The sequence below is a fragment of the Psychroserpens algicola genome, from assembly GCF_014526325.1.
In the GTDB taxonomy this organism is placed as follows: Bacteria; Bacteroidota; Bacteroidia; order Flavobacteriales; family Flavobacteriaceae; genus Psychroserpens; species Psychroserpens algicola.
In genome coordinates this window covers 37,716-62,071 of record NZ_JACNMJ010000004.1, presented here as the reverse complement: position 1 = coordinate 62,071, position 24,356 = coordinate 37,716, and the positions used below count along the sequence as shown (strand labels likewise).

21 protein-coding genes are annotated in these 24,356 nt (G+C 35.3%); 13 read left to right on the top strand and 8 right to left on the bottom strand.

Translation table 11 applies throughout. The features are described 5' to 3' along the window. Positions 1-60 precede the first annotated feature (60 nt). Positions 61-681 (bottom strand): L-threonylcarbamoyladenylate synthase, encoded by a 621-nt coding sequence (locus tag H7350_RS17030; RefSeq protein WP_235989320.1) that lies wholly within the window; start codon positions 679-681, stop codon positions 61-63. Here H7350_RS17030 and H7350_RS10025 point away from each other — a divergent pair. The 3 genes from H7350_RS10025 to H7350_RS17135 all read left to right on the top strand — a co-directional run bounded on the left by H7350_RS10025 (position 568) and on the right by H7350_RS17135 (position 3,564). Further along, the gene (locus H7350_RS10025; RefSeq protein ID WP_338105773.1) at positions 568-1,599 is read left to right on the top strand and encodes an alpha/beta hydrolase; all 1,032 of its coding nucleotides are present in this window, start codon (positions 568-570) and stop codon (positions 1,597-1,599) included. The genes H7350_RS17030 and H7350_RS10025 overlap by 114 nt on opposite strands. A 103-nt stretch (positions 1,600-1,702) precedes the next feature. Continuing rightward, on the top strand, positions 1,703-2,596 hold the full coding sequence (locus H7350_RS10020) for a pepsin/retropepsin-like aspartic protease family protein (protein ID WP_204345779.1): 894 nt from the start codon (positions 1,703-1,705) through the stop codon (positions 2,594-2,596). After that, entirely contained in the window at positions 2,593-3,564 is a 972-nt protein-coding gene (locus tag H7350_RS17135) for an early set domain-containing protein (RefSeq protein ID WP_204345778.1), read from the top strand. Before H7350_RS10020 ends, H7350_RS17135 begins: the two co-directional genes overlap by 4 nt. Here H7350_RS17135 and H7350_RS10010 read toward each other — a convergent pair whose 3' ends face one another. Continuing rightward, positions 3,565-5,883, bottom strand: coding sequence for an ATP-dependent helicase (locus H7350_RS10010; protein WP_204345777.1), 2,319 nt, complete (start codon positions 5,881-5,883; stop codon positions 3,565-3,567). A 145-nt stretch (positions 5,884-6,028) separates the two neighbouring features. Here H7350_RS10010 and H7350_RS10005 point away from each other — a divergent pair, with 145 nt between their 5' ends. The 3 genes from H7350_RS10005 to H7350_RS09995 are packed head-to-tail and all read left to right on the top strand — an operon-like array spanning position 6,029 to position 9,473. Further along, positions 6,029-7,300, top strand: a complete 1,272-nt coding sequence (locus tag H7350_RS10005) for an amidohydrolase (protein ID WP_420825367.1) — start codon at positions 6,029-6,031, stop codon at positions 7,298-7,300. A gap of 48 nt (positions 7,301-7,348) precedes the next feature. After that, the gene (locus tag H7350_RS10000) at positions 7,349-8,905 is read left to right on the top strand and encodes an FMN-binding glutamate synthase family protein (protein WP_204345775.1); all 1,557 of its coding nucleotides are present in this window, start codon (positions 7,349-7,351) and stop codon (positions 8,903-8,905) included. A gap of 49 nt (positions 8,906-8,954) precedes the next feature. Beyond that, positions 8,955-9,473 (top strand): DUF7935 family protein, encoded by a 519-nt coding sequence (locus H7350_RS09995; protein WP_204345774.1) that lies wholly within the window; start codon positions 8,955-8,957, stop codon positions 9,471-9,473. 5 nt (positions 9,474-9,478) lie between these two features. Here H7350_RS09995 and H7350_RS09990 read toward each other — a convergent pair whose 3' ends face one another. Beyond that, positions 9,479-10,375 (bottom strand): patatin-like phospholipase family protein, encoded by an 897-nt coding sequence (locus H7350_RS09990; RefSeq protein ID WP_204345773.1) that lies wholly within the window; start codon positions 10,373-10,375, stop codon positions 9,479-9,481. Positions 10,376-10,380: 5 nt separating this feature from the next. Continuing rightward, a complete protein-coding gene (locus H7350_RS09985) occupies positions 10,381-12,390 on the bottom strand; it encodes a M1 family metallopeptidase (protein WP_204345772.1) in 2,010 nt (669 codons plus the stop codon). A gap of 108 nt (positions 12,391-12,498) precedes the next feature. On the opposite strand from H7350_RS09985, the gene recG reads away from it, so the two are divergent. Together recG and H7350_RS09975 are read left to right on the top strand one after the other, a co-directional pair. After that, the gene (recG, locus tag H7350_RS09980) at positions 12,499-14,601 is read left to right on the top strand and encodes an ATP-dependent DNA helicase RecG (RefSeq protein ID WP_204345771.1); all 2,103 of its coding nucleotides are present in this window, start codon (positions 12,499-12,501) and stop codon (positions 14,599-14,601) included. Between the two features lie 132 nt (positions 14,602-14,733). Continuing rightward, the gene (locus tag H7350_RS09975) at positions 14,734-15,468 is read left to right on the top strand and encodes a Tim44 domain-containing protein (protein ID WP_204345770.1); all 735 of its coding nucleotides are present in this window, start codon (positions 14,734-14,736) and stop codon (positions 15,466-15,468) included. 114 nt (positions 15,469-15,582) lie between these two features. Here the strand turns inward: H7350_RS09975 and H7350_RS09970 are convergent, their stop codons facing one another. Continuing rightward, positions 15,583-16,674, bottom strand: a complete 1,092-nt coding sequence (locus H7350_RS09970; protein ID WP_204345769.1) for a DUF2911 domain-containing protein — start codon at positions 16,672-16,674, stop codon at positions 15,583-15,585. 155 nt (positions 16,675-16,829) lie between these two features. Here H7350_RS09970 and H7350_RS09965 point away from each other — a divergent pair, with 155 nt between their 5' ends. Continuing rightward, on the top strand, positions 16,830-17,411 hold the full coding sequence (locus tag H7350_RS09965; RefSeq protein WP_204345939.1) for a MiaE family protein: 582 nt from the start codon (positions 16,830-16,832) through the stop codon (positions 17,409-17,411). A gap of 33 nt (positions 17,412-17,444) precedes the next feature. On the opposite strand, the gene H7350_RS09960 is transcribed toward H7350_RS09965, so the two are convergent. After that, on the bottom strand, positions 17,445-18,659 hold the full coding sequence (locus H7350_RS09960) for a peroxiredoxin family protein (protein ID WP_204345768.1): 1,215 nt from the start codon (positions 18,657-18,659) through the stop codon (positions 17,445-17,447). 198 nt (positions 18,660-18,857) lie between these two features. On the opposite strand from H7350_RS09960, the gene pheT reads away from it, so the two are divergent. Together pheT and H7350_RS09950 are read left to right on the top strand one after the other, a co-directional pair. Continuing rightward, complete coding sequence (pheT, locus tag H7350_RS09955; RefSeq protein ID WP_204345767.1) at positions 18,858-21,284, top strand: phenylalanine--tRNA ligase subunit beta; 2,427 nt, start codon at positions 18,858-18,860, stop codon at positions 21,282-21,284. A gap of 5 nt (positions 21,285-21,289) precedes the next feature. Then, positions 21,290-22,144 (top strand): phosphatase PAP2 family protein, encoded by an 855-nt coding sequence (locus H7350_RS09950; protein ID WP_204345766.1) that lies wholly within the window; start codon positions 21,290-21,292, stop codon positions 22,142-22,144. Here H7350_RS09950 and H7350_RS09945 read toward each other — a convergent pair whose 3' ends face one another. Next, positions 22,145-22,855, bottom strand: a complete 711-nt coding sequence (locus tag H7350_RS09945) for a flavodoxin family protein (protein WP_204345765.1) — start codon at positions 22,853-22,855, stop codon at positions 22,145-22,147. It lies immediately after the preceding gene. Positions 22,856-23,002: 147 nt separating this feature from the next. Here H7350_RS09945 and tpx point away from each other — a divergent pair, with 147 nt between their 5' ends. Continuing rightward, complete coding sequence (gene tpx, locus H7350_RS09940; RefSeq protein WP_204345764.1) at positions 23,003-23,503, top strand: thiol peroxidase; 501 nt, start codon at positions 23,003-23,005, stop codon at positions 23,501-23,503. After that, positions 23,503-23,880, top strand: coding sequence for a diacylglycerol kinase family protein (locus tag H7350_RS09935; RefSeq protein WP_204345763.1), 378 nt, complete (start codon positions 23,503-23,505; stop codon positions 23,878-23,880). Before tpx ends, H7350_RS09935 begins: the two co-directional genes overlap by 1 nt. Here the strand turns inward: H7350_RS09935 and H7350_RS09930 are convergent. Further along, a complete protein-coding gene (locus H7350_RS09930) occupies positions 23,873-24,331 on the bottom strand; it encodes a hypothetical protein (protein WP_204345762.1) in 459 nt (152 codons plus the stop codon). The two genes, H7350_RS09935 and H7350_RS09930, sit on opposite strands and share 8 nt — an antisense overlap. Positions 24,332-24,356 lie beyond the last annotated feature (25 nt).

The window sequence follows — 24,356 nt, the reverse complement described above, 5'->3', positions numbered from 1 at the left end:
TTCCCAATAAAGTCTTAAATAAAAAAAGCTCAATCGAAAGGTTGGGCTTTTTTTTATACACTAAAATATCTCTAAACTTCCTTTGCCTTCTCTCACTACCAATGGTTCATCGTCAGATAAATCAATAACTGTTGAAGCTTCATTATCTCCATAACCACCATCAATTACAATATCAACAAGGTTATCCCATTTTTCGAGAATCAGCTCAGGATCTGTGGTATATTCTATGACATAATCTTCATCACGAATAGATGTTGAGACAAGTGGATTACCTAACTGCTTTACAATTTCCAGAGTAATTGCATTATCAGGAATACGAATACCTACAGTTTTTCTCTTTTTAAATGGATGTGGCAAACTTTTCGAACCTGGTAGAATAAATGTATAAGGTCCTGGAAGTGCACGTTTCAAAATTTTAAATGTTGAAGTGTCTATTTGTTTCACATAATCACTTAAATTACTTAAATCTTCGCAAATAAATGAAAAATTGGACTTCTCTAACTTTACCCCTTTTATTCTGGCAATTTTTTCAAGCGCCTTCATATGTGTAATATCACAGCCCAAACCATAAACAGTATCTGTTGGATAAATAACCAATCCACCACGTTTAAGCACATCAATGACCTTCTTAACGTCCTTAGGATTAGGATTTTCTTTGTAAATTTTTATCAATTCAGCCATAATATTGTATCTTACAATTGCGTTTACAAAGTAATTAATTATTTCAATATGAAAGCTATCAAAACTACTTTACTAATTGTTTTTATTTCATTAGGAATTTACTCGTGTACCGATGACAATTCTGGTCCTAGTGATCCTCAAGATCAAATACCATTAGAATTTCGTCAAGAACTCAATGTATCTTATGGCACAGATGGTGATCAGGTTTTTGATATTTATCTACCCGCAAACAGAACACTTGCAACAAAAGTGATGATTCTAGTGCATGGTGGTGGCTGGACCTCTGGTGACAAATCTGATATGAATCCCTTTAAAGATATTATGCTTCAAGACTTGCCAGATATCGCTATTGTAAATATCAATTACAGATTAGCAGATGAAAACAACCAACCTTACCCAATGCAGATTGATGATATTACTTCTGTTGTAAACTTACTCAAAGCGAATCAAAATGACTATGTGATTTCTGATGATTTTGCATTCTTGGGCACAAGTGCTGGTGCACATTTGTCAATGCTTTGGAGCTATGCTTTCGATACTGATAACAATGTAAAAATGGTAGCAAGTGTTGTAGGTCCAACTAATTTTACAGATCCTGCATATCTCGAAAATGATGATCCCATTTTACAAGAACTTATTGATACTTTCGGCATAGATACCTCCATCGAATATCTCGAAGAAATAAGTCCGTATCATCAGGTCACTGCCGCTTCTCCTCCAACAATTTTATTTTATGGCGGACAAGATCCTTTAATCCCAACAAGTCAAGGTCTGGATATGGAAACGCAATTAGCTAACTTAGGTGTGACTCATCAATTCACCTTATACCCAAACGCTGGCCATGGATGGATTGGCCTTGAACTTATTGATACCTGGACAAAATTAAAAGCATTTACAGAAACACACTTAGAAGATTAGTGTAACATCGTATAGTTTTTAGCGTCTATATAATATGCGGAATGTCTACATCTTCATATTAGTATCCTTAGTTACTTTTTTTTGCTTTGCAGGAGAAAAAAAAGTGGCTTCATTATACTTTCCTAATGCTGAAATTTTAAATAAACACACTACAAGAATTCCATTTAAACTCATTGATAATCTTATTGTTATTGAAGCTGAGCTTTTAAATAAAAAAGGAAATTTTATAGTCGATACAGGTTCTGAAACGTTAATACTAAACAAAGCTCATTTTGAAACCCGAATACCTCATAACGCTAAGACTAAACAAACTTCTGGTGTAATTGATGTTATTGACAATCCGATAGAAAAACGGCTAAAACAATTTAAAATTAAAGGCTTAATACTTGAAGATAAAAATTCGGATATCATCGACTTATCTCATATAGAAACCAGTAAAAAGATTCACTTACTTGGTATTATCGGGTATAATATCCTGAAAGATTATGAGATTTTTATTGATATGTATTTGAATCAAATTACACTTTCTAAACTTGATTCTGAAGGTCAGAAACTAGATCCACGTGGTTATTTAGAACCCATTATTGACACCATCAATTTTAAATTAAAAAAACACACTATTGTTTTAGAAACATTTGTTGACAAGCATAAACTAAAATTTGCCTTAGATACTGGTGCTGAATACAATCAACTCAATAAAAGCACAAGTAAAAAAGTATTAAACTATTTCTACCCATCAAAGCGACTCATGCTTGTAGGTGCCAGAGGAAAGAAAATTGAAGTTTTGGCAGGAAAATTGTATCGTGTAAAACTAACCAATATTATTTATTTTGCGCCAATGGAAACAATACTTACCAATCTCAATCAAATGAATGAAGCTTTCGGAACTTCGATTGATGGTGTATTAGGCTATGAATTCTTTAGGCAGCAACGTACAATTATAAATTATAAAAAAGAAAAGCTTTACTTTGTAGAGTATCCTTTAAACAAACAGTGAATACTATTTCAAAACATATAACCATCTTAACACTTGTGCTTATCTCTTGGGTGTCGTTTGCTCAAAACAAAGATAAAGGCTATCGATTTGAAGGCAATGATGTCGTATTCACCTTTAATAGGTATGATTACGAAAAATTCACAGACAATACGACCGAAGAAAAAATTAAATTTGAAGACTTAACAATCGACAATGTTGTGGTTGCTGGAGAATTCAATAACTGGTCTTTGTATGACTGGAAAATGACTAAGGTCAATGACAATACCTATGAGTTAAGAAAAAGTATTGCCGATTTTAAAGATGAATATAGCTGGGAATTTAAATTTATAGTTAACAACCAGTTTTGGGCCGAACCTTCCAAATACGACGCCAACATTAAATTAGCTGAAAGAAAAGGCAGTTCGCTTAATATCTATAACCTTAAAATGGATATAAAAGCCGCTATTCCTAATAAAAATGGTAATGTAAGATTTAGATTGCGAGGTTACCAGGATGCAAAAAAAGTGATTGTTGCTGGATCCTTCAACAGATGGAATGAAAACGATTTTCAGATGTATAAAATTGAAAACGGCTGGGAACTTAAACTCAATATCAAACCAGGAGAATACGAATACAGATTTATCGTAGATGGACATTGGATGGAAGATCCTTCAAATCCGTCTAAAGTTACCAACGAGTTTGGCGAATTCAATTCGTACATCAATATTGGTAAATATGTGACATTCTTGCTCAAGGGCTATAGCAATGCTAGACAGGTTGTGCTTGCTGGTTCTTTTAACGATTGGAACGAGTCTGATATTAAAATGGAAAAAGGCGACAATGGTTATTGGAGATATCGCATGCCATTGCCAGCAGGAAAGCATTATTATAAATTTATTATCGACGGAAACTGGATACTAGATCCTGAAAATCCTATTAAAGAATATGATGGTCAGGGAAACATCAATTCAGTATTTATGGTTAAATAATTAGCCTAAAACGTCCAACTTAGCAAACCGAAGTAATAGTTTTTTAACACCTCCAACTTCAAAGTTTATTTCAGCTTTCACATCGGCACCTTTACCTTCTATCTTTATAACTTCACCTTTACCAAAACGTGCATGCTCTACAATATTACCTACTGTAAGTTTTCCGTCAAACAAATTCGTATTATCAGATGGAGAACTTTTAGAAACACGCTTTAAATTTTTTGGAGCGACAAATTTTGGTGCTTTAGATGTTTCAGACTTACGCTTTACGGGCTTTTTAAAACGAATTCGATTGGGTTCAACATCGCCAAAAATATCAGCACTTAACATCGGGTTTTGTCTTACATCATTAAGTGGTGTAATTACATCTAAATATTGATCGTCAATTTCTTCAATAAAACGACTTGGTTCTGCATCGATTAATTTTCCCCAGCGATAACGCGATAAGGTATAAGTTAAATACGCTTGTTTTTCTGCCCTGGTCAATGCCACGTAAAACAAACGTCGTTCTTCTTCGAGTTCACTTCGTGTATTCATACTCATAGCACTAGGAAACAAATCTTCCTCCATACCAACAATAAACACATGCGAAAACTCTAATCCTTTTGCTAAATGTATGGTCATCAAAGCGACATGGTCTGGGTTTCCTTTATCTGCATCTAAATCGGTAGCAAGCGCAACATCTTCAAGAAATTCGGCTAAAGAATCTCCTGCATCTGCCAATTCAATTTGACCTTCGACAAAATCTTTAATTCCGTTGAGTAATTCTTCAACATTCTCTAAACGCACCTGACCTTCAGGTGTACCATCTTTGTTGACTTCTCTAATTAATCCACTCGACTTGGTGACGTGTTCGGTTAATTCAAAAGCATTTGCCGTTTGGTTCATGACTTGATAACTTTCAATTAACGTTACAAAATCTTTGAGTTTATTTTTAGTTCCGTTATTGATATTAATATCAATGTTATCAATATTTTGAAGCACTTCAAAAATGCTTTTTCCATATCCATTTGCAGCTACCACTAAGCGGTCTACTGTTGTTTGACCTATTCCACGCGCTGGATAATTAATTACACGCTTGAGTGCTTCTTCATCTGCTGGATTCAATACGAGTCGCAAATAAGCGGTAACATCTTTAATCTCTTTACGCTGGTAAAATGACAATCCGCCATAAATACGATACGGAATATCGCGTTTACGCAAGGCATCTTCAATAGCTCTGGATTGAGCATTTGTGCGATACAACACAGCAAAGTCACTATTTGGTAAATGTTGATTCATTTTTGTTTCCCAAATAGTACTTGCAACAAATCGACCTTCATCACCATCGGTCAGTGAACGATGCACTTTTATCTTCTCTCCTTCGGTATTTGCAGTCCAAACCACCTTATCCAGCTTGGTTTTATTATGCTCTATAACAGAATTCGCTGCACCTACAATGTTCTTTGTTGAACGGTAATTTTGCTCTAATCGATAGACCTTTACATCATCATAATCCTTCTGAAAGTTTAAAATGTTATTAATGTTTGCTCCTCGGAACGCATAAATACTCTGAGCATCATCTCCAACAACACAAATATTTTGAAAACGATCAGACAAAGCCCTAACAATCAAATACTGCGAATGATTTGTATCTTGATACTCATCGACTAATATGTATCTAAACTTATTTTGATATTGCGCTAAAACATTAGGAAATCGCGTTAAGAGCTCATTGGTACGCAAGAGCAAATCATCAAAATCCATAGCTCCAGCTTTGAAACAACGATCAACATAGTTTTTATAAATTTCACCCATTCTTGGTCGCCTTGCTGCAGTATCGGCTTCTATAAGTTCTGGATTTTTAAAGTATGCTTTAACAGTAATTAAGTTATTCTTATAGGAAGAAATGCGGCTATACACCTGCTTCGTTTTATAAACATCTTTATCTAAGCCCATTTCCTTAATGATAGACCCAAGCAATTTTTGAGAATCCTGAGTATCATAAATCGTGAAATTACTTGGAAATCCTAAATGATGACCTTCAAAACGTAAAATCTTAGCAAATACAGAGTGAAAGGTTCCCATCCATAAATTTTTTGCCTCACCATCGCCTACTATCTCAGCGATTCTACCTTTCATTTCTTTAGCAGCTTTGTTCGTAAAAGTCAAAGCCAAAATATTAAACGAATCGACACCTTGGCTCATCAAATACGCAATGCGATAAGTCAACACACGTGTTTTTCCAGATCCCGCTCCAGCGATAACAATCATCGGTCCATCCTTTTGCAATGTAGGTGCTAACTGAGCGTCGTTTAACTGACTTAAATACTTCTCCAAATCGATATACTTTTAAAACGTGAAATTAACCAAACCTCTAGTTTTTACTAAACGTTTTTATAAATAATTATAAACAATTTTTTATTGAAACAGACTTAACTTTTTTTTGAATATCTTTAAACTCAAACTTTAATTTATGAAACAAATGCGCTACTTATTTATCTGGTGTTTTCTCTTCGGAAGTTTAACAGCGTTCTCGCAAAACAATCTTGAAAAAGATATTATTGATATCGAATCCAAAGTAATTGAATGGCGTCATCATTTTCACCAAAACCCAGAACTTTCCAATAGAGAGTTTAAAACTGCTGAAAAAATTGCAGCACACTTAACATCTTTAGGAATGGACGTCAAAACTGGTGTTGGTAAAACTGGCGTTGTAGGGATTTTAAAAGGAAATCAGCCAGGAAAAGTAGTCGCCCTTAGAGCAGATATTGATGCACTTCCGGTAACTGAACGTAACGACCTCCCTTTTAAAAGCGAAGTTGAAACCGAATTTTTAGGTACCAAAACGGGTGTAATGCATGCTTGTGGTCACGACACACATACTGCAATACTAATGGGAGCTGCTGAAGTACTTTCTAAACATAAAGATCAAATTAACGGCACCATAAAATTTATATTTCAACCTGCTGAAGAAGGACCTCCTCCAGGAGAAGAAGGTGGTGCCAAATTAATGATTAAAGAAGGCGTATTAGAAAATCCGAAAGTCGATGCTATTTTTGGATTACATATACGATCCAATTATGAAGTTGGCACAATTCACTATAAAAAAGGAGGAGTCATGGCTTCTGTTGAGCGATTTGTCATTAATGTAAAAGGTAAGCAAACCCATGGTGGAAGACCATGGCAAGGTGTTGATCCGATACTGATTTCAGCTAAAATTATAGACGGTTTACAAACGATCATTAGTCGGGAATCAAAATTAGTAGATGAAGCAGCAGTAATAACCGTCGGAAAAATAACCGCAGGAACCCGTTTTAATATCATTCCTGAAAGTGCCGAATTGATTGGAACCGTCAGAACTCTAGATCCCGACATGAAAGCACTTATCGAACGTCGTATGACCGAAATGACCAGAGATATTGCAAAAGCATATGGTGGCGAAGCAACAATTACATTTCAAAACAACACAACGATAACTTATAATGATTTTGATTTGGTAGACCAAATGTTGCCAACCATGAAGCGTGTCGCTGGCGATAAAAATGTACGCTTACGAAAGGCTACAACTGGCGGAGAAGATTTTTCATACTTTCAGGAGATTGTTCCTGGATTTTATTTCTTTTTAGGAGGAATGACTCCCGGAAACACACAAGCCTTCCCTCACCATACACCCGATTTTAAAATTGATGACAAAGGTTTGCTACTTGGTGTTAAAACAATGACGCATTTAGCTTTAGATTATTTAAATCAATAATTCGCTAACTTTTATTTTTTAAATACCTTTACATTTCAATTGAATTTTATGGATACCGTATTAAACTTTTTTTCTAGCATCTCTTGGTGGATGTGGATCATTATTGTGTTGGCTATCATTGCCATTCGCGATGTTTTTTTTCAAAAAAAGCACACTATAAGTCATAACTTTCCTGTTATCGGACACATACGCTATTGGCTAGAAAGTATTGGCCCAGAAATGCGTCAATATCTGGTTGCCAATAACAGAGAAGAACTGCCTTTTAATCGCATTGAACGTGGCTGGGTATACGCATCTTCAAAAAATGAAAACAACTATGAAGGGTTTGGAACTGATAGAGATATTTATGCACATCAGCACATTTTTATCAATAATGCGATGTTTCCGTTTAAAATTGCAGAAAATCATCCCAATACTATAGACAAATCGTTTCTTCCATGTGCAAAAGTTATGGGAGCATTTAATAATCGTAGACGACCTTACCGACCAGCATCTGTCATTAATGTCTCAGCGATGAGCTTTGGATCCTTATCTGCTAAAGCTGTAGAATCTCTAAACAAAGGAGTTAAAATAGCTCATGCTTATCATAATACTGGTGAAGGCGGACTCTCTCCTTACCATAGCCATGGTGGCGATGTGGTGTTTCACTTCGGAACTGGCTATTTTGGTGTTCGTGCTAAAGATGGCGGGTTTTCTATGGAGAAAATGAAAAAATTGGTTGAAGACAATCCTTTTGTTCGTGCTATTGAAGTGAAGTTATCACAAGGCGCTAAACCAGGAAAAGGTGGTGTACTTCCCGGATCAAAGATTTCAAAAGAAATTGCTGAAATTAGAGGTGTCGAAGTTGGCAAAACTGTACTATCCCCTCCAAACCATAAAGCTTTTTCTACGATTCCTGAAATGTTAGATTTTATTGAAGCCATTGCTGAAGAAACAGGATTGCCTGTAGGTATAAAAGCAGCCATTGGAAAATTAGATCAATGGGAAGAGTTAGCAGACCTCATGGTAAAAACTGGAAAAGGTCCAGACTTTATAACTATTGATGGTGGTGAAGGCGGAACAGGTGCAGCACCACCTAGCTTTGCTGATCATGTATCGTTACCATGGGTTTATGCCTTTGGTGATTTATACCGTCTGTTTCAAAAGAAAGGACTGTCTGAACGTATAGTTTTTATTGGTAGCGGGAAACTAGGCTTTCCAGCTAAAGCCGCTATGGCCTTTGCTATGGGAGCAGATTGTATTAATGTAGCTCGAGAGGCCATGATGAGTATTGGTTGTATTCAAGCGCAAATTTGCCATACTAATCGTTGTCCTTCTGGTGTTGCCACTCAAAATAAATGGCTTCAAAACGGAATCAACGTACCTTTAAAATCTGAACGTCTGGCACAATATTTCAAAACCTTCAGAAAGGAACTCATAGAAATTACTCATGCAGCAGGCTACGAACATCCATGTCAGTTTACTATGGATGACATTGAAGTTAATGTAGACGATCATAACCTTTCAAAAGAACTCTCAAACACTTACATGTATCACAAAACAAAAGTCCCATATATCTCTATGCAACATTTAAAAGATTGTAAGCATTTAGGCGGAAAAAGCTAAACAATAATTTAAAAACTCTTAAGTTTACAATTCAAATACAAAATCAACTATGGAACAACAGTTATTGAACCTATTAATGTTTATAATTCCTGCTCTGATTACAGGAGCGATTGCCTATCTTTTTTTTAGAGAACATGTCGAAAATGAAAATAGACGTCGTGAGTTTTTAATCCAGAAAGACTTACAAAAAGACAGCTTACCAATACGACTACAAGCTTACGAACGCTTGTCACTTTTTCTCGAACGTATTAAGCCTTCAAAATTATTATTAAGAGTTAGTCCAACATCTTCAAATAAAGAAGATTACGAGTCTTTACTTATAGCAAATATCGAACAAGAATTTGATCATAATTTAGCACAACAAATCTATGTTACAGATCAGTGCTGGAGCATTACAGCGACTGCTAAAAACGCGACGATACAAATGATTAGAAAAACTACGCTTTCAGACAAAGTTGATTCCGCAGATAAGCTTCGAGAAGAATTACTTTCCAGCATGATAGACAAGAGAGCGCCAAGTGATGCTGCATTATCTTTTATCAAGGAAGAAGTTTCAAATATCTGGTAGTTTTTTCACAAATCAGACTCGCTCTCAAATTTACTTTGAGCATATTCATAGCCTTGCTCCCACCATTTGACCATCAATCGCTTACTAAAAATTAATGAGTTTTCAGTAAGACTTGTTGGCGTATAGTACAAATTGAGTTTCACACCTCTGTTTTTAGCAGCAAGTTTTCCTATAATAACATCATTCTTTTCAACCTGATCCAGCAAGTGCCCGAACAAATTCAGCATCAACGAAAATGGGTTTTTACCTAACACCTTTATACGCTCCATTTGTTCTGCCTCTAAAACGACTGCATCAATTTCGGTAGCACCTCTCAAAATCGCTTCGCGAATAGGAATTACACAACCCAATCCTCCATCAGCATACTCATAACCATCTACCGTTGCCAGAGACATAAATGGAATGTAATTACACGAAATCCATATCCAGTTACAAAACTCCTCATAAGTATAATCCTTAATCGACTTATACTCTACCCGATTCATTGACAAATTAGAAACCGTAACCACTACATCTTCTTTAGACTCCAAAATTTTATCATATTCAGCTTTCGTGAAGTTTTGCCTGATATTTCGCTTTAAAGCCTTACTCTCACCAAACGTACGCTTCATCCTAATAAATTGCCACAAAGAATTCACAAAATCTATAGATACATATTCACGATCTCCCTTTTTCCGCTGCACAAACGGACTCACACTAAAAATATCATGCTGCTGTACATTTGTAAAAATATCATAAAGTTTTCCAATGTCATTTACAGCTAAATGCGGCACTAACAAACTCCCTGTTGACGTCCCTAAAAACATATCATAATCACGTCCTTGCCCTTCCATTAAGTACTGAGCAACTCCGCCTGCAAAGGCACCTTTACTGCCACCACCAGATATAACTAATGCTCTCACGATTATTACTGTTTAAATTTATTTATAATTTGTTTATAGGATTCTACCTGCTCTAATTCAGAAATTAATTCTTTAGCATATTTTGAAAACCGCCAGTTATGATGCGACATAGCTTCTAACAAACTTTTAATAGAAGCCTCATTAAATGCATCTAAAAGCTTTAAATACGCAAAAGCATTCATACGTAATTCAAAATGACGATCTGCCAAACTATAACGTATCAATTCATCTAAAACCTCTTCCTTCTTTTCAGACTGATATTCAACCGTATTTAAATGTAAGGCCAACCAAAGCAATCTCACATTATAATCGTTAAAACCTCTGATATCTTTGGTTTTCTGCAAATACTTAACACGATCCAAGGGAAAGTTCACCCACAAATGATATAAAGCATTTTCTATGGTAACATAAGACGCATCCTCAAGTAGTGATTCGTACTGAAACTTGAGTTCTGCTGGGATTTTATCCACATATTTCGCAATAGCTTGTCGTACTTTAATCCCATTCTGAAATGCACCTGCATCAATTTTATCTGCAATCTGACCAATCACCTTTATTTTTGAAGCATCCGAAACATCAGACACCAGATAGTCTAAACATTTAGCCTCAAAAACTTCGCAATTTACACTAAAGTACTCCTGCATAAACTGAGACTGCTTTAAACTTTTAACTACAGTATCTTCAGGAAATGATGTTTCCACCAGCCATTCTTTTACAAAATCTGACACATCCTGACCACTAGCTATTTCAATTTCAGAAATAAAATCAGAGGTCTTTACAGTATCAAATTGATACTTCTCAAAATAAGCCGTAACTGCCGATTTAAAAGCACTATCGCCCACTTTTTCTCTTAAAATATGTAAAGCCCAGGCTCCCTTTTTATAAAACGTAACACTACTGGATTTTGGATCCAGCAAAGACGTGCTTTGCCCTTCTGCTTCTTGAGCAATTAACTCTTGTGCATTTTTAAAAAGCTGCCAGTAATAATGATTGTCTCCAAAAATAGCGCGCTCAGCCAACATAGCATAATAGGTTGCAAAACCTTCCTGAAGCCAATGATGCTCTCCAGATGTTGCTGTAACCAAATCACCAAACCACTGATGCGCCAGCTCATGTGCGTTAACTGTAATATAATTTTTATCAATAAACGCTATGGAATCTGTCACAAACCCATCGGAAAATATAGTCAGACTCGTATTTTCCATTCCTGAATACAAAAAATCTTTTACAGGGACTTGCTTATAATTTTGCCAAGGATACGGGAATCCAATTTCCTCTTCTAAAAAATCAAATAGCTGCTTTGTATGACGATATGTAGGCTCTGCTTTTAAAGAATCTTCAGGATAATAGTAATACTCTAGAGGAATACCGCTTTTAGATATTTCTGTTGTTTTATCATACTTACCTATCGCAAGAGCAACCAGATAGCTAGACATCGGTTTTTGCATGTTATAATGCCATTTCACATAATTATCTGGGAGCGGAATACTAGCCGTTTCTTTTCCATTAGTAATAAACGTGTATTCCTTAGGAAGCGTCACAGATAAGTTAAAAACAAGTTTATCATTTACATCATCAATACTAGGAAACCAGTGACTAGTACCTTGACCCTGACCTTGCGACCATACCTGAGCCTCACTTTCACGTTCAACAAAATAGAGCGCTCTCTTTGGCTTTGCCTTATAATTAAAATGCACTTTATAAGCTAAACCTTCTTTAAAATCATAGTTTAACCATAACTTTTTACCATCATTATTATAATCAAGTTCAGTAATACTACCATCAACCTCCCTTATAGTAACTGCATCAATTTTCATATTGACAGCATTGATAAAAATAGAATCTACCGATTTCAATACTTCAAACTCATACCACACTTGTCCGCCAATTTCTGAGGACTCAAAACGAACCCCAAGAAGACCATTAGCGCTTTTAAAATCCACATAATCTGTTTGCTGTGCCGGTACTAGAGCAAAACTAAAAAAGAGAAAAATAAGATAAAAAAGATGTTTCATATGTAGGTGCAAAACAAAGATGAGAACAAAATACGGTTTTTAGAAACAATCCCGAAAGTTACTTTAAATGAGATTATAATTTAACTCAGAATTAATTAAATTCGCCTTATGAGTGTTAATCTTCAAACTCCTATTGATTACCTAAAAGGTGTTGGTCCAAATCGTGCAGATTTACTGCGAAGCGAATTAGGCATTCACACCTATCAGGATTTGATTAACCTTTTTCCTAATCGATACCTAGACCGCACAAAATACTATAAGATCAACGAATTGCAACGCCATAGCGCTGAAGTTCAGATTGTTGGGAAATTTATAAGATTTAAAGAGGTTGCTCAAAAACGAGGCAAACGATTAGTAGGCACCTTTAAGGATGACACAGGAAGCATCGAATTGGTGTGGTTTCGTGGGCAAAAATGGATTCGTGATAGTATAAAGCTCAATACACCTTATGTGATCTTCGGAAAAATAAACTGGTTTAACGGCATTTTCAATATGCCACATCCAGAACTAGAAGTCTTAAGTGAGCACAACAACAACTTACGCTCTTCAATGCAGGCCATTTACCCTTCTACTGAAAAATTAGCTAACAAAGGGATTACAAATCGTGTGGTGACTAAAATCATGCAAAATCTATTTTTAGAAACCAAAGGACGCTTCACAGAAACGCTTTCAGAAAGCATGATTTCTGAGCTCAAATTACTACCTAAAAGTGAAGCCCTTTTTAATATTCATTTTCCAAAAAACCAGGAGTTATTATCACGTTCAGAATTCAGATTAAAATTTGAAGAATTATTCTACATTCAGTTACAGTTAATTTTAAAAAACCTCATTCATAAATCTAAAATAAAAGGATTTCCTTTTGAATATATTGGAGACTATTTTAACACCTTCTACAACGACCATTTGCCGTTCAATTTAACCAATGCCCAAAAGCGTGTTATCAAAGAAATAAGACAAGATTTAGGCAGCAATGCACAAATGAACCGTTTACTTCAAGGTGATGTTGGATCTGGAAAGACCATAGTAGCGTTCATGTCAATGTTAATGGCACTTGACAACGGTTTTCAAGCCTGTTTAATGGCGCCAACTGAAATTTTGTCAGTTCAACACTATCAAGGATTAAGCGAGTTGTCCAAAACATTGAATATCAGCATAAAACTATTAACTGGTTCAACTAAAACTTCAGATAGAAAAAAAATTCATGAATCTTTAGAAAATGGCGAATTACAACTCTTAATTGGCACTCACGCATTACTTGAAGACAAGGTAAAATTTAAAAATTTAGGACTCGCAATTATCGACGAACAACATCGATTTGGTGTAGCGCAACGTTCAAAATTATGGAAAAAAAACACCTCTCCTCCACACATTTTAGTGATGACCGCAACACCAATTCCAAGAACTTTAGCCATGTCGGTTTATGGTGATTTAGACATCTCAATTATCGACGAATTACCTCCTGGTAGACAAGCCATAAAAACGGTACACAGATATGACAAAAACAGGCTGAAAGTTTTGAGGTTTATGCGTGATGAAATTGAAAAAGGCAGACAGGTATATATTGTGTATCCGTTAATTCAAGAAAGTTCTGCTCTGGATTATAAAGATTTAATGGATGGCTATGAAAGTATCGTTAGAGAATTTCCGCAGCCAAACTATCAGATTTCTATAGTACATGGAAAAATGAAACCAGCAGACAAAGATTACGAGATGCAACGTTTCATCAAAGGCGAAACCCAAATCATGGTAGCTACAACTGTGATTGAGGTTGGCGTCAATGTTCCAAACGCTTCAGTCATGATTATAGAAAGTGCCGAACGTTTTGGGCTAGCACAACTTCATCAACTTAGAGGTCGAGTTGGTAGAGGTGCCGAACAAAGCTACTGCATTCTAATGACGAGTCATAAATTGAGTCAAGACAGTAAAACACGTTTAGAAACGATGACCAGAACAAGCGATGGCTTTGAAATTGCTGAAGTCGACTTGAAATTACGCGGACCAGGAGATATCATGGGCACACAACAAAGTGGTATTTTAAATCTCAAAATTGCTAATATCATTAAAGATAAGGACATTTTACAAAGCGCTCGTTTTTATGCAAAACGCATATTAGAAAAAGATCCTTCATTAGGTCAAAAAGAGCACCTTGTGATCCTTCAAACCTATCGCGCACTCAGCAAATACAAAAATATCTGGAATTATATTAGCTGATAACTTTGCATTCATTATATAGATTCTAAATTCTATTATAATTTTCAGTCAAAAAAAAGCAGATTAAAATTTATTATTATATTTATTTATAATCTAGCGGTAATTTTTGACGCTTAAAAACCATCTATCAGTATGACTTCCAAACAAAAACAATTACTCTTTACAATTATTTTAATTGCAATTTTGTTCTATGCAGACCCTGTATATGCTGGACCTGGAGGCACTGTCGCCAAAGCCTTTTTTAAAACCTGGTGGGGAAAAACTATATTAGCGCTACTTACAATTATATTTTTACCACTAATAATCTACATGAAAACCGTAGAATTCTTTGCCGTTAGAAAAGCCAAGAAAGAATTATTTAAAATTGGTATGATTAATAAGGATTTTTCGTGGTTGAATCTTGAAAAAAACGTAAACAATGTATTTACACGAGTGTATCAAGCCTGGAATAAGGAAGATATGAAAGAAGTCTCCGAATATGTGAATCACTGGTATTGGCAGAATCAGCAATCGGTACATTTAGACCAATGGAAATCTGAAAATCTAAAAAATGTTTGTCGCTTAGAAAGCATTAAAAAAATTAAACCTTTGTATTTAGAAATTTCAGATGACGAAAACTTTGAAGGGTCTAAAATTGCATTTAGCATTACTGCTAATGTTGAAGATTACTTAATTGACAGAGACACCAAAAGACCTGTAAAAGGAAAAAGAGGATTTAATGATGAGGAAAAAATCTGGATTATGGAATATACTGAACGCAAATGGCTTTTAGACGATATTAGAGATGGTGATTTATCACTTCAGTTTGCTAAACTTAAAAACATCATCCCTGAAGGCTTAGGAAACCAGGTTTTAAACCGAACATAAACCGTTAATTACTACAAAAAAGCCCAACTTTAAAAGTTGAGCTTAAAAACTAATCGTTTTTTGATTGATTGATTGATTGATTGATTGATTGATTGATTGATTGATGATACTATCTTAAAGAGCTCCTAATTCTCTTAAGTGCCTCTCTGAATTAGCTTTTACGTTCGCTGGAGGATTCAAAGAAAGCGATTTTTTAAAATTCTTTATCGCCTCTTTTTTATTTCCCATCGTTTTATAAGCTTCTCCTAAACTATCATAAACATTGGGATTTTCAGGGTCTAAAGACACTGCTTTTTTAAAATACATCAGTGCTTTATCATAATCTTTAATTCCTAACATTTGATAGCCTAAAGCATTTAATTGGTTAGCGTTAGCCATTGAAGCTGCCTCACTCATAATAGCTGCAAATTCATCTGACTTTCCTTGTTTATTTAATATTTGTGCTTTGATTGCAAGGTTATTGAAGGTTTTTTGGCTAAAAAACTGACCAGCTATAGCTTTATCAATCCATGTTAGAGCCTCATCTAAATCACCTCCATTATTAAGTGCATAACTAGCTGCCTGTTCCCAATTTTGACGTTGAAAACCAGCCTGACCTTTAGATGTCTTCCTGAAATCCTGAAGCACAATTTCTGTGACATCAAAAGACACTTCAAAAGGAAATGCTTTTTTTTCCCAGACTAGTGATGCTGTTGCCGAATTTGCCTGAACGTTATTAAACTCAAAAGTCAGCAATTCATGGTGAGGCACCGAAACTGTAGTTATGGTCGCACGTAGTGCGTCATTATTTTCATTGTAAAAGTAACTTCCCCAGGCATCAGCATCTTTAGATAAAATTAAGGTTGCTGTACCGTCTGCTTTGACTTCTAAATGCAAGCCGTAAGTTCCTGCTTTAATAGGCTTACCCTCCACTTTTGCATCATGCGAAAATGTAATCGTCGTATTTTCATTTGCTCCTGCTCTCCATGGTGCTGCAGTAGAAGTTCCGAAACCTAAGTTATTCATGCCATAAGGCACGACTTTCCCCCAAATTTCTCGTTCTTTAACACTTGGTCTTGAATACGTAATAGAAACATCTGAAACACCAATACGCTGAACAACTGTAGCTTGTTGACTACCTCTTGGCGTATTTAATTGAGCAAATGTGCTGACACTAAAGCATAGCAGCAAACACATTACAAGTTTAGTAATTGTCTTTTTTTTCATGTTTTGATTGTATTAGTTAAAATTCGAATTTAAGGTAGAGACAAATCGTATGTAGCTATGTTACAGACATGTTAAAGTCTAAATCATTAATGTTAATTAACATTGTATTATGATAATATATATGGTTATTTTTACAAAAAAACTACTCCATGAGCATGCTTCATCTTAAATTAGAAACCGATCCACGCTGGGCACGAATTGCTGAAGAACATATCGAAGAAATTTTAACCGATCATGCCTGGTGTGAGCAAAAGGCTGCAACCAATGCGATTACTATTATTACGCATAATTCGCAATATGAAGACTTGGTAACCGATTTATTAGAATTAGCTAAAGAAGAATTAGAGCATTTTCAGATGGTTCACAATATTATAAAAGAACGTGGTTATACCTTAGGTCGTGAACGTAAAGACCATTATGTCAACCAGCTTTATAAATTTATGAATACGGGTGGAAATCGTCTACAAAGCATGGTAGACCGCTTATTGTTTTCTGCGATGATAGAAGCCAGAAGCTGTGAGCGCTTTAAACTCTTATCTCAAAATATCAAAGACAAAGAACTTGCAAAATTTTATCATGATTTAATGATAAGTGAAGCTGGGCACTACACTTTATTTATTACCTATGCGAGGAAATATGGCAAAGATATTAACGTCGATAAACGCTGGAAAGAACTTGTAGAGTTTGAAGGCCAGCTCATTAGAAGCTATGGCACATCTGAAACCATTCATGGTTAGATAAACACAAACAATTCCTAAAAAACTACTCTACTACTCGTTTAGCAACACTTCTATAAACTCGGTAAACTCAGTTGTGAACTCAGTATATTTCTCACCAGTTGCAGGTCCATTAAAACCAGTATGAATCTTTCGTACTTTTCCTTTTTTATCAATAAAAATTGATGTTGGATAAGACAATACATGGTTTAGCATTGGAAGTTTTTCTTGTGCTTTCGTTTTACTCGATGTTCCGTATTGGGCTAATAAAATTGGATATGGAATACCAACATCTTGTTTTAGACGATTTATACTCTTAAAGGCCTGCTCTTCGGTTTTTGCGTATTCAAAAGCCAAAGCAATAAATTCGAGATTCTTATCCGTATTATTCTTATAAAATTCGGCATAATATTTACTTTCATCTAAACAATTAGGACACCAGGTTCCCATAATTTGAACAACAACGACCTTATCTTTAAACTGAACATCGGATAATGAAATTTGTTCCCCTTGGGCATTAGGAAATGTAAATTCTAAAGCGTCATACCCTTCATTTAAAAAGGTTAGGTCATTTGCATTTGGCAACTCATAGCTTTCATTTCGTTTTGCAGTAAATGGTTCTTTCCAATGATTTCCAGAGTAAAATGTGCCTTGCATAGTACTATCACTAACTTCAGCCGTAAATAAAAATGCGTGCGCACCATCAAAAGCAGATAACTTCATTAAATTACCATCCATAACACCTTCAAGGTATCTGTAATCTCCTGTAGTTGTTCTAAACGTTCCTGTTACTTTTGTACCCTCTTGTTTAAATATTCCCTTAGCGATATAAGCATCTTCATCTGAATTAGGACTAAATACAGTTTCCCAATTTCCACTTACATTCACCAACGGTGTTGTTCTTTCAATATCAAAACGTGTCGTTGTTCCAAATGTGGCTAAAAAAGGAACCACACGATCTAAACTCTCTTTGATGTAATGACCTTGTAAGGTATTATCCTTTTGCACAGCCTGAATATACCCTTCAAAAACAGGAGCTCTAAACACAACAGTATCGTTAGAATACGTGATATCTGTAACCATAATCACTTCTTCGGCATTGAAAATTTTAAAAGCATCACGTGAAGTGACTTCAAAATTAAAAGGCAGCACTTCTGTTTCAGTGACTTGCAATTCAGCTCTCCAAACCCCTTCTTTTAGAGCTTCAGGACGATTAAGGTTACAACTTGACAACAATAAAACGATAGGTATAATCAGTAAATTTCGCATCTTCAATTCATTTAAAACTAGTAGTCTCAGCAAAGATATAATTCTTACAAACACCGCATAACTATTATGTATAAATTGACAAAGAATTCAAAAGATGTTACATTTCCGTAGAAAAATAAAAGATTCTCTTATTTTTTACTGAAATCCGCTCTACAAATTATTAGTATTATTATCTTTGGCAATTGATAAAATAGGACAATGAAGATATCATACAACTGGTTAAAACAATTTTTAAAAACAGATTGGCCTGCTGAAAAAACGGGCGAATTATTAACCGATTTAGGATTAGAAATTGAAGGCATAGAAACGTACCAATCTGTAAAAGGAGGTTTAGAAGGTATTGTTGTGGGAGAAGTACTAACCTGTACTCAGCATCCTAATGCAGACCGATTAAAAGTTACAACGGTAAATATCGGTGGAGAAACACCTTTGCAAATTGTTTGTGGTGCACCTAATGTTGCTGCTGGTCAAAAAGTTCCTGTTGCTACAATTGGAACGACACTTTATACAGAGACTGGTGAAGCATGGAAAATTAAGAAAGGTAAAATTAGAGGCGAAGAAAGTCATGGTATGATTTGCGCTGAAGATGAGTTAGGCCTTGGCAAATCACATGATGGTATCATGGTACTTGACGATAAACTACATGTTGGAGCATTGGCTTCGGAAATCTTTGAAATTGAAAACGATCAGGTTTTTGAAATTGGATTGACACCAAACAGAGCTGATGCGATGAGCCACTACGGAACTGCACGTGACTTAAAAGCAGGTTTGTTACAGCAAGACATTCATACAGAATTGATAACACCTTCGGTGAGTTCGTTTCATGTAGATAGCAGAACTTTAAAAATTGATATCGATGTTAAAGATAATACATTAGCGCCTCGCTATTGTGGTTTAACCATTACAGGAATTAAAGTTGAAGACTCGCCTGCCTGGCTTCAGCATCGTTTAAAATCTATTGGCTTAACACCAAAAAATAATATCGTTGATATAACTAATTATGTATTACACGAATTAGGTCAACCATTACATGCGTTTGATGCTGCAAAAATTTCAGGAAACAAAGTCATTGTAAAAACCTTACCTGCAGGTACAAAGTTCACAACGCTTGATGATGTTGAACGCGAATTGCATGCAGAAGATTTAATGATTTGTGATGCTGAGAAACCGATGTGTATTGCTGGTGTTTTTGGAGGCTCACATTCTGGAGTGAGCGAAGGCACAACGAGTATCTTTTTAGAAAGTGCTTACTTTAACCCTGTAAGTATTAGAAAAACTGCAAAGCGTCATGCACTCAACACAGATGCATCTTTTCGTTTTGAAAGAGGCATTGACCCAAATATTACCGATTATGCCTTAAAGCGTGCTGCCTTAATGATTTTGGATATTGCAGGTGGAGAAATTGCCAGTGATTTAATGGATTTTTATCCGAAAAAGATTGAAGATTTTCAAGTCCGTTTAAGTTTTGAAAACGCCAAGAAGTTGATAGGTGAGGAAATTCCGAAAGAAACCATAAAGAGCATTTTAACCTCGCTAGACATTAAAGTTAATAATGTTACTGAAGCAGGCTTAGGTCTTACAGTTCCAGCATACAGAAATGATGTACAACGTGAAGCAGATGTGATTGAAGAAGTCTTACGCGTTTATGGTTACAACAACATTAATACCACTGAAAAATTAAACGCTTCTATTTCGAATACGTCTAAATTTGAAGATTATAAACTTCAAAATATCATTGGAAATCAATTAGCGTCACAAGGGTTTTTTGAAATATTATCCAATTCATTAACAACGCCAAAATACGTTGACTTAAGCGCTCAATTGAAAGAAGAACACAATGTAGAAATGCTCAATCCTTTGAGTAATGATTTGAGTGTGATGCGTCAGAGTTTATTGTTTTCCGGATTGGAAGCGGTAAGCTATAATATCAATAGAAAGCGTGACAATTTAAAGTTGTATGAGTTTGGTAAAACATATCATAACTATAGCGACAACCGAGAAGAACACAAGCATTTATCTGTTCTTTTATCAGGTAACAAGAACGATTTACGCTGGAATTCACCTGTAAAGAAAAGTGACTTTTTCTATTTAAAAGGCATTGTAAATGCTACTTTACAACGATTAGGTTTTACTAGGCTTAAGGTGTCTCCAATTAAAAATGATGTCTTTAGCGAAGGTGTAAGCTTATCATTAGGAAAAACAAAACTTGTCGATTTTGGTATTGTCAACTCTAAAGTTTTAAAATATTTCGGCATCTCGCAAGAAGTGCTTTATGCTGACTTTAACTGGGATAACATCATCGATATGGCCAAGCACAGCGATATTAAATTTAAAGATATCCCAAAATATCCTGAAGTGCGACGCGATTTTGCTCTTTTATTAGATGAACAAGTCACTTTTGAAGATATTGATACTATTGCGATGCAAACTGAAAAGAAATTGCTGAAAGATGTCGACTTATTTGATGTGTATCAAGGTAAAAATCTTCCGAAAGGAAAGAAGAGCTACGCTGTAAGTTTTACAATTCAAGACGAACACAAAACACTTACAGATAAGCAAATAGATAAGATAATGAGTAAGCTTCAGGCAAATTTTGAAAAGCAACTTGGTGCTGAATTAAGGTAAATCTTTTGAAAACATCCTGCATTTTAATTATTGGCATTTTACTGTGTTTTAACATAGCATCAATACATGCTCAAACCTTAGAAAGCAATCCAGTAAAAGATAGTACTTCAATTTGGCAACTGGCAAAGCATGATTTTAAATATGCTGTTAAAGGCTTTGCACATTCTATTTCAAGACCAGTTCAATGGAAAGGAAAAGATTTTGCCAAATTAGGAATTCTACTTGCTGGAACTGCAAGTTTAAGTGCAGCAGATCGCCCTGTTCGTGATTTCACCTTACGCAATAGGGATGGTTTCCCAGAAATTGTTCGGGATTTTGGCTGGTATTTTGGGAGTCCGCAAAACTATTTTGCTGCCAATGCCAGTTTATACACCATAGGTTTATTAACTAAAAATGAAAAGATCAGAAAAACGAGTGTTCTTATTATTTCATCTTCATTTACAACCGGAATCATACAATCGATAAGCAAATCTGCAATAGGCAGAGCTCGTCCAAGCTCTGGTTTTGGTCACTTAGAATTTAATTCATTTTCGGGAGAATCCAGGTTTCGGTCTTTTCCATCTGGACATACCATATTATCGATGACTATGGCGCATTCTATTGCTAAACAATTTGACAACACATGGGTAAAAGTTGGTATTTATACTTTGGGTTCAATTCCACCAATTTCCCGCATCGTTGATGATGCGCACTGGCTCACAGATGTTGCATTTAGCACAGCAATAAGTATTATCGTCGTCGACAGCATCGATAAATATCTATTTAAGGAAAATGCTTATGACTATCCAAACAAAAAGAAAACTATTTCCTGGAATTTACGTTTCAGTACGAATCAAATAGGTATTGTAGGGACGTTTTAATCATCTGTACTCTGGGTTTTCAAAACTCCATCGCTTACCATTATCCCATTCTTTTCTTGAATTTCCTAAGGCTGGATATCCTTTATTGTCTTTTAGCATTTGAGCTAAATGCATGAGATTATACGTCATAAAAGTTGTATTTCTATTTGTGAAATCATTTGACTTGGCATCAGATGCTTCGTCCAAATAACTTGGTCCTGGTCCGACTTCACCAATCCAGCCACAATCGGCTTGAGGCGGAATGGAATATCCAATATGTTGCATAGCATATAATATTCCCATAGCACAATGCTTCACTCCGTCTTCATTACCTGTGATGACACATCCACCAACCTTTCCATAAAATAAATACTGTCCTTTGTCATTCTGTTTCCCACTCATAGCATATAAGCGTTCAATTAGTTTGGTTGCAACCGAAGAGCGTTCTCCCAACCATATTGGCGTACCAACGACTAAAATGTCTGCATCAAAAATACGTTTAAAAAGCTCTGGCCATTCATCGGTTTTATAACCATATTCAGTCATATCAGGATACACACCAAAAGCAACATCAAAATCGACCAATCTGAATTCATCTACCGAAACTCCTTCTCGCTTCATGATTTCAATAGACACATCCATCAGTCCTTTTGTATGACTTTGCCGCGGAGATTTTTTTAGTGTACAATTGACGTATACTGCTTTTAAACCTGAAAATTGTGTTGTGCTCATTACTAAAATATTTTTTGTTTTTTATAATATAGCTATATTAAGAATGCTAATCAAAACTCATCTGTTAAACTATTCAAAATATTATTACGAGCATGCGCTAAAGATTCAAATATTCCTTAATTTTAACATTCAAAAAAAATAATACACATGGCAACAGTAACATTAGGTGGAGACACAGTACATACATCAGGAACATTACCTTCAATTGGAGAAACTGCACCTGATTTCAAATTAACAGCAACCGATTTATCATCAAAAGAGTTAAAGGATTATGCTGGACAAAATTTAGTTTTAAATATTTTTCCGAGTGTAGATACTGGTACTTGCGCAACATCTGTAAGAACGTTTAATAAAGCTGCGAGTTCTTTAAATAATACAAAAGTGCTTTGCATTTCGAAGGATTTACCTTTTGCTATGGCTCGTTTTTGTGGAGCTGAAGGTTTAGATAATGTTGAAAGCCTAACTGATTATAAAGATGGTAGTTTTGGTAAAGCCTATGGATTGGATTTTACAGATGGTGCATTCGAAAGTTTATTATCGAGATGCATTGTTGTAATCAATTCTGAAGGTGTCGTAACGCACACCGAACAGGTTCCTGAAATTGCTGACGAACCCAACTACGAAGCGGCTTTAGATGCGTTGAAATAATGCAAAAAAAAGAATCTTTCCTAGTCAATCGACTTAAAAGTATAGGCTACGCCTTTAAAGGAGCACTTTACTTAATAAAAACAGAAGCTAGTATAAAAATTCAGGTTTTTATTGCTATTGCGGTAACTGTGGCAGGATTCTATTTTAATATTTCTAAAACCGAATGGCTATTTCAAATTGCGTTTATAGGCTTAGTTATGGGTATGGAAGGTATGAATACTGCCATAGAGTATATTTCAGATTTTATTCATCCCGACCGTCATGACACTATTGGAAAAATAAAAGACATTGCGGCAGGAGCTGTATTTATTACTGCGGTTGCTGCCACAATAGCTGCAATGATTATTTATATTCCTAAAATAGTTCTTATTAATTAAGCGTCACAATACTTACATTGATAATGTCATCAAGTTCTAATTTTGGCACCAATGCATGGTAAGTCAGATTTGGAGCTTCATCAGTATCATTTTTAACAAAAGTTACTATAAGACTCAGCTGTCCATTTTCGCAATCTTTTACTAGTCCGTCATAATTGATACTTTCCACACCATTAGTTAATGCTTTTTTACCAATGAGTAGATCATAAGTTATAAAATCTATTTGGGGCATACAACTACCTGTGACTAAAGCATCAAAATCGGCTTGAGATCTGATGATAATAAATTCATCAGATACATCTATATCCATTTGATAAGGCGTATTAACACAAGAGTACTCTTCTTCTAAACTTGTAATTAATAGTGTTACTGGCGCACAACTATCATCATCGCAAGAATTGCAAGAAAGAAACACGAAAACAAAACAGGCAAGTACAAGAATTTTCTTCATAATCTAATTGGTTTACATATAAGAT